At 60.9% G+C, this 8,960-nt stretch carries 10 protein-coding genes; 5 read left to right on the plus strand and 5 right to left on the minus strand.

Translation table 11 applies throughout. The features are described 5' to 3' along the window. The first annotated feature begins 7 nt into the window (after positions 1 to 7). Together clpX and lon are read left to right on the plus strand one after the other, a co-directional pair. Complete coding sequence (gene clpX / locus ACY69P_RS00480) at positions 8 to 1,258, plus strand: ATP-dependent Clp protease ATP-binding subunit ClpX (RefSeq protein WP_459899557.1); 1,251 nt, start codon at positions 8 to 10, stop codon at positions 1,256 to 1,258. Between the two features lie 157 nt (positions 1,259 to 1,415). Continuing rightward, positions 1,416 to 3,905, plus strand: coding sequence for an endopeptidase La (gene lon, locus ACY69P_RS00485; RefSeq protein ID WP_462326205.1), 2,490 nt, complete (start codon positions 1,416 to 1,418; stop codon positions 3,903 to 3,905). Positions 3,906 to 4,148: 243 nt separating this feature from the next. Here the strand turns inward: lon and ACY69P_RS00490 are convergent, their stop codons facing one another. The 5 genes from ACY69P_RS00490 to ACY69P_RS00510 all read right to left on the minus strand — a co-directional run bounded on the left by ACY69P_RS00490 (position 4,149) and on the right by ACY69P_RS00510 (position 7,381). Then, positions 4,149 to 4,778 carry a trimeric intracellular cation channel family protein gene (locus tag ACY69P_RS00490; RefSeq protein ID WP_459899561.1) on the minus strand — a complete coding sequence of 210 codons (630 nt, stop codon included), beginning with the start codon at positions 4,776 to 4,778 and terminating at the stop codon, positions 4,149 to 4,151. A gap of 100 nt (positions 4,779 to 4,878) precedes the next feature. After that, positions 4,879 to 5,550: a FlgO family outer membrane protein gene (locus ACY69P_RS00495; RefSeq protein ID WP_404844724.1), complete on the minus strand. Its 672-nt coding sequence runs from the start codon at positions 5,548 to 5,550 to the stop codon at positions 4,879 to 4,881. 12 nt (positions 5,551 to 5,562) lie between these two features. Beyond that, complete coding sequence (locus ACY69P_RS00500) at positions 5,563 to 5,850, minus strand: hypothetical protein (protein ID WP_459899563.1); 288 nt, start codon at positions 5,848 to 5,850, stop codon at positions 5,563 to 5,565. 14 nt (positions 5,851 to 5,864) lie between these two features. Then, a complete protein-coding gene (locus tag ACY69P_RS00505; RefSeq protein WP_462326206.1) occupies positions 5,865 to 6,713 on the minus strand; it encodes a FlgO family outer membrane protein in 849 nt (282 codons plus the stop codon). A 452-nt stretch (positions 6,714 to 7,165) separates the two neighbouring features. Continuing rightward, positions 7,166 to 7,381: a dual CXXC motif small (seleno)protein gene (locus tag ACY69P_RS00510; protein ID WP_404844727.1), complete on the minus strand. Its 216-nt coding sequence runs from the start codon at positions 7,379 to 7,381 to the stop codon at positions 7,166 to 7,168. A gap of 290 nt (positions 7,382 to 7,671) precedes the next feature. Between ACY69P_RS00510 and ACY69P_RS00515 the strand changes: the two genes are divergently transcribed. The 3 genes from ACY69P_RS00515 to ACY69P_RS00525 form a co-directional block, all read left to right on the plus strand. Then, positions 7,672 to 8,184, plus strand: coding sequence for a ferritin (locus ACY69P_RS00515; protein ID WP_404844728.1), 513 nt, complete (start codon positions 7,672 to 7,674; stop codon positions 8,182 to 8,184). Positions 8,185 to 8,230: 46 nt separating this feature from the next. Beyond that, entirely contained in the window at positions 8,231 to 8,746 is a 516-nt protein-coding gene (locus ACY69P_RS00520) for a hypothetical protein (RefSeq protein WP_462326207.1), read from the plus strand. A gap of 35 nt (positions 8,747 to 8,781) precedes the next feature. Beyond that, positions 8,782 to 8,960 (plus strand): 2-oxoacid:acceptor oxidoreductase family protein (locus ACY69P_RS00525; RefSeq protein ID WP_462326208.1); only part of this gene is annotated, 179 nt, incomplete at its 3' end.

Raw genomic sequence — 8,960 nt, forward strand, 5'->3', positions numbered from 1 at the left:
GAGGCCTATGTCTGATTCCAAGATGAGCCTGCCACCGGAATTGTGCTGCTCCTTCTGCGGCAAAAGCCAAGAAGAGGTGCAGCGGCTCATCGCCGGCCCCGACGTTTACATATGCGACGAGTGCGTTTCCCTGTGCAATGAAATTATTGCCCAGGAGAGTCTCACCGAGGATGTTGAGGACGGCAAGCTCCTCACCCCCGAAGAGATCCGCAACCTTCTCGACGACTATGTGATCGGCCAGCACCAGTCCAAGAAGACCTTGGCCGTGGCCGTTCACAACCACTACAAGCGTGTGTTCTTTGCTGGCAGCCAGGCTGGCGATGTGGAGCTGGACAAGAGCAACATTCTGCTTATCGGACCCACCGGTTCGGGCAAGACCCTGCTCGCCCAGACCCTCGCGCGCGTGCTCAAGGTGCCGTTCGCCATTGCGGACGCCACCACGCTGACCGAGGCGGGCTACGTTGGTGAAGATGTGGAAAACATCCTCGTCCAGCTGTTGCAGAATGCCGACTACGACATTGAATCCGCCTCCAAGGGCATCATCTACGTGGACGAGATCGACAAGATCGCCCGCAAGGGCGACAGCCCGTCCATCACGCGTGATGTGTCCGGCGAGGGCGTGCAGCAAGCGCTCTTGAAGATCATTGAAGGCACCGAGGCGAACATCCCGCCCAAGGGTGGCAGAAAGCACCCGCAGCAGGAATTCATCCGTCTGAACACGGGCAATATCCTGTTCATTCTGGGTGGTGCGTTCATCGGGCTGGAAAAGATCATCCAGCAGCGCGAAGAGGGCGGCGGCCTTGGCTTTGGCGCCAATGTTGCCTCCAAAAAGGAGAAGGACTTCTCCACCCTTATCAGGGACGTGCACCCCGTGGACCTTATCCGCTACGGTCTCATCCCCGAGTTTGTCGGCCGTATCCCCATCGTCACCTCCCTTGAGGAGCTGACGGAGGACGATCTGGTCCGCATCCTCACCGAACCGAAAAACGCGTTGGTGAAGCAGTACAAGAAGCTCTTCGAGCTGGACGATGTGCAACTGCGCTTCACCCAAAACGCGCTCAAGTCCATCGCGCGCAAGTCGCTGGAGCGCAAAACCGGCGCCCGCGGCCTGCGAAACGTGCTTGAGAACATCATGCTCGACATCATGTACAAGCTCCCTTCACTGACAGGTGTGAAAGAGTGCGTTGTCAATTCCGCCGTTGTGGATAGCGGTCAGGAACCATTGCTGATCTTCCGGCAGGAAGTGAAATCAGCCTAGCCAATACCGATATTCGCTGCGCCCCGCTCGGTCCCGACCAGCGGGGCGCACATGAATCGGACATTGGCGATTGACAATCCACGATACGGAGTTAGGTTGAGAAGAGTCCCATCCGTCCCGGATGGAGCAAGACCCTGTTGCCGAAACGGAGGAGTGCATGTCCGATTTCCCGATGGTGGATAACGATCCCCATTCCGCTCATATACAACTGCCTCTCATGTCGCTGCGCGAGGTGGTCATGTTCCCCCGGTCCATCGTGCCGTTGTTCGTTGGACGGGAAGCCTCTGTCAAAGCCATCGAGACCGCGCTGTCCGATTTCAACAAAAAGATTTTTCTCGTCGCGCAGGAATCGCCGGAAACGGAAAAGCCCGAACCGGCAGACCTGTACGAAGTTGGTACCGTTAGCAAGATTCTGCAACTGCTGCGCCTGCCCGACGGCACCATCAAGGTGCTGTTCGAGGGGCTGTACCGCGCCCGCTGGTCCCGCGAGAAGGGCTTTGAGCCCCTGCCCGAGGACTTTCTGGAAGACGACGACGATGACGTGAGGTTCCCGTTGGTGTCCGTCTCCCGCGTGCAGGAGCAGGCGGAGAGCACCTCCGGCGGCGAGGCGCTGGTGCGCGCCATGCACGAGTCCCTCGACGAGTACGGCAAGGTCAATAAGAAGCTCGCTTCCGAGACCATTATGGCCATCTCGTCCCTGACGGACCCGGGCCGGCTGGCCGACGCCGTTATGCCGCACCTGAAGGCGGACTACGTCAAAAAGCAGACCCTTTTGGAAGAGCTGGACCCGGTCAAGCGTCTGGAGGAGACCTATACGCTCCTGCAGGGTGAGATTGAGATCGCCTTCCTTGAAAAGAAAATCAAATCCCGCGTGAAGTCCCAGATGGAAGGGAACCAGCGCGAGTACTATCTGAACGAGCAGCTCAAGGCCATCAACAAGGAAATGGGGCGCGAAGAAGATCCCATGGCCGAGGTGGACGAGATTGAGCGCAAGTTGGCCGAGAAGGAGATGGCGGAGGAAAACCGCGAAAAGGCTCTCCGCGAGGTCAAGAAGCTCCGCCAGATTCCCCCGTCCTCCGCGGAATACACCGTGGTGCGCAACTACGTGGACTGGATTTTGGACCTGCCGTGGAACGTCTACAAGAAGACGGACCTCGACATCGACAAGGCCCGCGGCATCCTTGAGGCCGAGCATTACGGCCTGAAGAAGCCCAAGGAGCGCATCCTTGAGTACCTTGCCGTGCAAAAGCTGGTGGATACCATCAAGGGCCCCATCCTGTGCCTTGTCGGCCCGCCCGGCGTTGGCAAGACGTCGCTGTCTAAGTCCATCGCCCACGCCACGGGCCGCGAGTTTGTTCGCCTGTCCCTTGGCGGCGTACGCGACGAGGCCGAAATTCGCGGCCATCGCCGGACCTACGTTGGCGCGCTGCCCGGCAAGATTATTCAGGCGCTCAAGCGGGTGAAGTACAACAACCCGGTGTTCTGCCTGGACGAAGTGGACAAGATGAGCACGGATTTCCGGGGCGACCCGTCCGCCGCGCTCCTTGAGGTGCTGGACCCCGAACAGAACGGCACCTTCAACGACCACTATCTGGACATGGATTACGACCTGTCCAAGGTCTTCTTCATCACCACGGCCAACAGCCTGCATTCCATCCCCCTGCCGCTGCAGGACCGTATGGAAATCATCCAGCTGCCCGGCTATCTGGAGACGGAGAAGAGCAAAATCGCCAAGCAGTTCCTGGTGCCCAAGCAGGTGAAGGAACATGGCCTCAAGGACGACAACGTGGTCTTTTCCGACAACGCCATCCTTGAGATTATCCGCCGCTACACCCGCGAGGCGGGCGTGCGTAATCTGGAGCGCGAAATCGCCGGCATCTGCCGCAAGACGGCCATGAAGCTGGTGGAAGAGAAGGACCTTGAAAAGTCCATGCGCGTGACCATGCAGACGGTGTCCAACTTCCTTGGCGTGGCGAAGTACCGCTACGGCGAAAAGGAAGAGAAGCCGCAGGTTGGCGTCAGCTCCGGCCTTGCGTACACCGAACTCGGCGGCGAGATGCTTATGGTGGAAACCGCGCTTATGCCCGGTTCCGGCAAGGTGTCCATTACCGGCAAGCTCGGCGATGTGATGCAGGAGTCGGCCAAGGCTGCCGTCTCCTACCTGCGCTCCCGCTCCGACCTGTTTGGTCTGAAGTCGGATTTCTACAAGTGCATCGACATCCACGTGCACGTGCCCGAAGGCGCCATCCCCAAGGACGGCCCCTCGGCAGGCATCACGCTGGCAACGTCCATCATCTCCGCTCTGCTGAACATCCCGGTCTCCAACGACCTCGCGATGACGGGCGAGATTACCTTGCGCGGACGCGTGCTGCCCATCGGCGGCCTGCGCGAAAAGCTCCTTGCGGCGCACCGCGGTCTTATCAAGACCGTCATCATCCCCAAGGACAACGCCAAGGACCTCAAGGACGTGCCCGGCAGCATCCTGCGCGACCTCAAAATCATTGAAGTCGAAAATATGGATGAGGTGCTTGAGCACGCGCTTATCTGCCCCGACCCGGAGCAGATATTCAGTGGCCGGGGCGACAACGTCGGCCCCATCTCCCAGACCCTCATGAAGGAAAACTGTGAGAACGGTCACGCCCACTAACCGCCCCGTGCGGTAAGCGTACAGCCAAAGCAAAGGGCCGGAACGAGAATATCGTTCCGGCCCTTTTTCTATGCGCGATGCGTGTTGGGCTCCCTCTTGAGCCAAAAAGTCCGGCGGCTTGATGAGGCGATGCCCCCGACAAGGCAGCGGGGCCGCAATGCACAGCAGCGTTGAACGGCTGGCTCTGCGCGTCGGCGGTGGACTGGTTCCGCGTCGTAGCGCGGAGGTCTTGGAGCGGTGTGGTTATTTGGGCTGGGCGTCGTCGCCGGAGTCCGCGCGGCGCACCCGCGGCAGGTGCATATTGGTGCGCATGGCAAAGATGCGCAGCGCGGTGGCGCTGACGATGGTGCCGGTCACCTGAATGGACTCCCCAAACCCGGCCGCGCCAAGGGAGAGAAAGACGAGGCTGCCGAGGATGGCGGCCGTGGCGTAGAAGTCCGTGCGGATGATGGCCGGGACCTCACCCGCCAGAAGGTCGCGGATGGCGCCGCCGCCAACGGCGGTCAGGGTGCCCATAAAGACGATGCCCATGGGGCCAAGGCCGTAGTTCGCGGCTTTGGCCGCGCCAATGGCGGCAAACACGCCAAGGCCGAGGGCGTCGGCGGTCATGACCATATTCCAGCGCCGCGCAACATACGGCGCAACAAGGATGACAATCAGCGCGCCAGCCAGACAGGTAAAGAGGTACACCTCGTCATGGAATGCCGTCGGCGGCGTTGCGCCCAGCAGCACGTCGCGGATGATGCCGCCGCCCACGCCCGTTGCCACGGCAAGGACCATGGCCCCGAGAATGTCGAGGCTGTTGCGCGAGGCCTTGAATGCGCCGGAGATGGCGAAGACAAAGGTGCCGAATATGTCGAGAGCGTAAAGCATTGGCGTCTCGAAAAGGTTGGGGTTCATACAAAAAAGCCCTGCGCCGCTGGTGGAGCGGCACAGGGCTTGTACGTGAAATGCGTCTGGTGCGCAATAACGGTTAATACGTGGTCAGGTCGATGGTGTCCGGTCCCTGCGCCATGGAGTCCGGCACGATGAGCGGGGTTGGGCGGCGCGTGGTCTGTACATCGCCGGAGCGCAGAATGTGTGTCTCCACGGACGGCCTGATACGGCTCATCTCCTCACGGGCATCCATATTGAGCAGTTCTGCGACCTCGTGAGTGAGGGGCAGGGTGGCGCTGGACATGGCCAGCACTTCGTTGGACGGGGTGTGGATAAGGCGCACATTGAAGCGCACGTGCTTGCTGGTGCGGGAGTAGGTGCCGGTGAGCATCACCGCGCTGTGCACGTAGCGGTTGTCCGCCAGTTGCACGTCGCGCGTCAGCAGCATTTCGCCGCGTCCGGGCTTGAGCAGGATGTACTTGCCCTTGCGGATTTCCTGCACCTTGTAGCCGGAGCCGACAAACCATGTTGCCAATTCCTCGGCCAGTTGGCGGGCGAGGGGCGAGCTTTGCTCAAGGTCGTCAAGGTTGGCCGGTGTGGTGACGATGAGCGCCGTGCCGCGTGCGGGGCCGTGTTCCAGACCAAGGCGTTCGGCCAGCTGGGCGTCCAGCGTGGTGGCCAGCGTGTCGGCGGTCTGCGGAATGCTTCCGGCCAGCGCCGGAGTGGCAAAGATGCAGAGCGCGGCAAGTATCAGAAAAATGTGTCGCATGATGGTGCCGTCCTATCGTCTGGTTCTGATGAGCCTGTCGGTTGTTTCAATTTCTTCCGTCAGGGCGGCGCGCATGTCTTCGCGCTGCGCGGCGGCAAGCCCCTGCAGAAAGGTCTCCCTCGCCAGTTCAAAGCGCCCTTGGCCCTGATAGTCCCGGCCTAGGGCAAGGTTGCGCAGGGCCAGTTCATTATAGGGCAGTGCGTCGGCGCGGGTGGTGTTGATGAGCGGCGAAACCCCGCCCAGCGAACACCCGCCCAGCAGGACCCCGGCGGTCAACAGTATGGGAAGCAGTCGTTTCATTCTCTCCTCCGGGGCTAGTGCAGGTCGTCCTGCTCCAGCATGAAGCCGAGGCTGGTCTTGTCCTTCATCTCGTCATAGGAGCGCATCTCCGTCTCCGCCGTGCGCAGCTGGCGCGCCGCGCTTTTGGCCAGCATGGCCTTGGTCAGCGGCGTCTGCTGGATAAGCGCGGATGCCGTGCGGGCCACCACGCCGTCCGTTGGGCGGAACAGGCGGGCATTCACAAAGAGCGAGTTCTCGTCAAAGTAGTAGGTTCCGGCTAGGACAAGGCCCGGTTGCACCTGTGGGGCGGCGCGCTCCATGTCGCGGGTCAGCACAAACTCGCCGTTGGCGGGATAGGTCGCTACCGTGGGCATGGTGCGGTATTCGCGCACGGGGATGCCGCGCCGGGACAGCTCGTGGAACATCTGCTCCGCCACAAAACGCCCAAAGGACGAGGTGCGCATAAAGTTGTCCTGATTGACGAAGGAGACGGGAATGGTCACCGCTCCGCCAAGGTCAGGGCCATCGGCCAGCAGCTGCGCCGCCAGTTCGCGGATTTTCAGCCGCAATTCTTGCGCAGCGGCCATATGTTCCGGCGGGGCGGACATGGGGTCGTTGGAGTGCAGCCAGATATAGCCGTCTTTGCCGTCGGAGACGAGCACGCCGGGGTGGATGGTGCCTTGGTTGCGCAGGCCGTGGGTTTCCCCATCCTTATGGATGACGCCACCGAATTTAGAGGTCACGCCACTGCCCGGACCAAGCGTATGCTGGCCCGAAGACGCGAGCATCTGCTCGCCCGGTGTCGGCGTCTTGTCTTCCGCATGAACTGGAGGTGTGGCCACGAGTATGCTCAGCGCGGCCGCGAGTATCACATGTCTTTTCATCAGGTCTTCTCCTGGTGACGCCTGTTGGAAAAAGTGCATCATTGTATCTAGATGCCCTATCGGACCTGTGTGGGATTTCTTTAGGATAGTTGAGGATTTTGGTGCCCGACGTGGCGGCAAAAGGTGAATGGTCGGGGGCGGATGCGCGCATGGGGAGAAGGAAAGCGCGAATGCGGCGCGGCGTTGTTGCGCGGCAGGGTGAGGGCGGTCGCCACACGCGGGGCCAGAGGCCGCGCAGACGAGAGGCCGCTGGCGCAGGGCGCAAGCTGGGCGTGCGGGAGTGGCTTTCTGCTCCGCGTTGCGAATAAACGAAGGGCAGCAGGGGGGCGAAAATTCAGGAGAGAGTGTGTCGGCTGACGGACAGGGCGCGGTAAAGGCGCAAGAAATCGTCGGGGTAGGCCCCTACGGAAGGAATTGTCGTGTATGCTGGCGGGTGACGAACGGGGGCGACGTCAGATGCGATCGAAGGGCACGTTGGCCATGAATTCTTCGATTTGATCAAAGAATTCCATGTATTCTCCGAGGGCGAAGCGTCCGCCGCAGGTGTCGCAGAACATGTAGACTTCCTTGCAGGCGCGGATGACGCGGAGCGTGCCGTTGCACGATTTGCACGTCATTTGGGTATTGGCTTCACGCGGGGCGTTGGTGAACACCGGCTGGTCGTGCATCAGGAGCTATCCTCCGTTTCGGTTCGAGAACGTGGCGCGGGCCGTTTGGCCGACGCAACAGGGTGAACCACCTTGTGCACCATTCTCGCGCCGAGGGCAACCCTGCTTTTGCCCGGGCGCCGCCCGCACAGGCCGCAAACCCGCGCCGGTACAGCTTTGCTTGCGATAATCGCAATCATGTGTATCCTTTGAAGAGTCGCCCAATTGGGCGAGAGCGCCGCCCGGCGCTTCTTTTGCGAAAACGAGCGGGGCACGCACCCCGCGGCATGGTCCCAATAGGAGGAAACCACATGCTGAGTGAAAAAATGGAAAAGGCGCTGAATGCGCAAATTAAGTGGGAGTTCTACTCCAGCTACCTGTACCTCTCCATGTCCAGCTACTTTGCGGACAAGGGCCTGCCCGGCTTTAGCCATTGGATGCGTACGCAGGCGCAGGAAGAGCTCTTCCACGCCACCAAGTTCTACGACTACGTGCTGGAGCGCGGCGGCAAGGTTGAGCTGCAGAGCATCGACCAGCCCCCGTCCAAGTGGGACGACACTCTTGATGTGTTCAAGGAAACCCTCAAGCACGAACAGCACGTCACCAAACTCATCAACGAGCTGGTGGACACCGCCATCAGCGAAAAGGACCACGCCTGCAATATCTTCCTGCAGTGGTTCGTTGAAGAGCAGGTGGAGGAAGAGGACAGCGTGAATAACGTTCTGGACCGCCTGAAGCTGATGGGCAAGGAAGGCAGCGGCCTGTTTATGCTTGATCAGGAACTCGGCAAGCGTGTGTTCACGCCGCCGACGACGGCGCAGTAGCGCGTCGTACAGGAAGGAACCGCCCGCAGTATGGGAGGATTGCGCCATGCATGACCGGACCACAATGCTCGACACCATCATCGAGATGAACAGGAAAAGCGCCGTGCTCTACGACAGAGCCAGCGCCGCCTGTAGTGACCCGCTCGGCAGTATGATGTTTGCCTTTCTCCACCGCGAGAAGGAGACATCCGTCTGGCGCGCCCATGTTGCCAAGCTGTCCCTGCGGGGAGAGCTGTGGGCGGCGGCTCCTGATCCTGTGGGGGGCGGCGTGCCCCCGCGCGTTCTTTTTCGGCGGTTGGCGGCGCGGACTGAGCCCGCGCCGCCCCCGCTTGAGCGCGAGCAGGAAAGCGTGGAGCTTGCCCTTGATATGGAAAAGGCCGTCGTCGGCTATTATAGCGGACAGTTCGAGGCTGCCGCGCAGGACGAGGAGCGCCGGTTCATTGAAATAATGATCGCCTCCGGACAGGAAGTCATCCTGCTGCTTACGGATTTGCAATACTATTTTAGTGACCCGCACGGGTGGGTCAAAGCCGCCGAGACCGAAGGAATGGACACCGCCTGAGCAGAGCGCCACAGCTTTGCCAACAAGGAGGCACTATGTCTGAACGGTTCGTAAATGTCGTTATTGGCGGAGCCGCCGGGCAGGGGCTCGTCACCATGGGTCAGCTGCTGGCTAAGAGTGTGGCCCGCGCCGGGTATCAGGTCGCCGTCACGCAAGTGTATATGTCCCGCGTCCGTGGCGGGCACAATACCTTTGCGCTCCGCATGGGTACCTC

It is taken from the genome of Desulfobaculum sp. (assembly GCF_054921475.1).

Coding starts and splice junctions, on each gene's coding strand:
- clpX (WP_459899557.1), top strand. CDS start 8: ATGTCTGATTCCAAGATGAGCCTGCCACCGGAATTGTGCTGCTCCTTC.
- lon (WP_462326205.1), top strand. CDS start 1,416: ATGTCCGATTTCCCGATGGTGGATAACGATCCCCATTCCGCTCATATA.
- ACY69P_RS00490 (WP_459899561.1), bottom strand. CDS start 4,778: ATGCTTTACGCTCTCGACATATTCGGCACCTTTGTCTTCGCCATCTCC.
- ACY69P_RS00495 (WP_404844724.1), bottom strand. CDS start 5,550: ATGCGACACATTTTTCTGATACTTGCCGCGCTCTGCATCTTTGCCACT.
- ACY69P_RS00500 (WP_459899563.1), bottom strand. CDS start 5,850: ATGAAACGACTGCTTCCCATACTGTTGACCGCCGGGGTCCTGCTGGGC.
- ACY69P_RS00505 (WP_462326206.1), bottom strand. CDS start 6,713: ATGAAAAGACATGTGATACTCGCGGCCGCGCTGAGCATACTCGTGGCC.
- ACY69P_RS00510 (WP_404844727.1), bottom strand. CDS start 7,381: ATGCACGACCAGCCGGTGTTCACCAACGCCCCGCGTGAAGCCAATACC.
- ACY69P_RS00515 (WP_404844728.1), top strand. CDS start 7,672: ATGCTGAGTGAAAAAATGGAAAAGGCGCTGAATGCGCAAATTAAGTGG.
- ACY69P_RS00520 (WP_462326207.1), top strand. CDS start 8,231: ATGCATGACCGGACCACAATGCTCGACACCATCATCGAGATGAACAGG.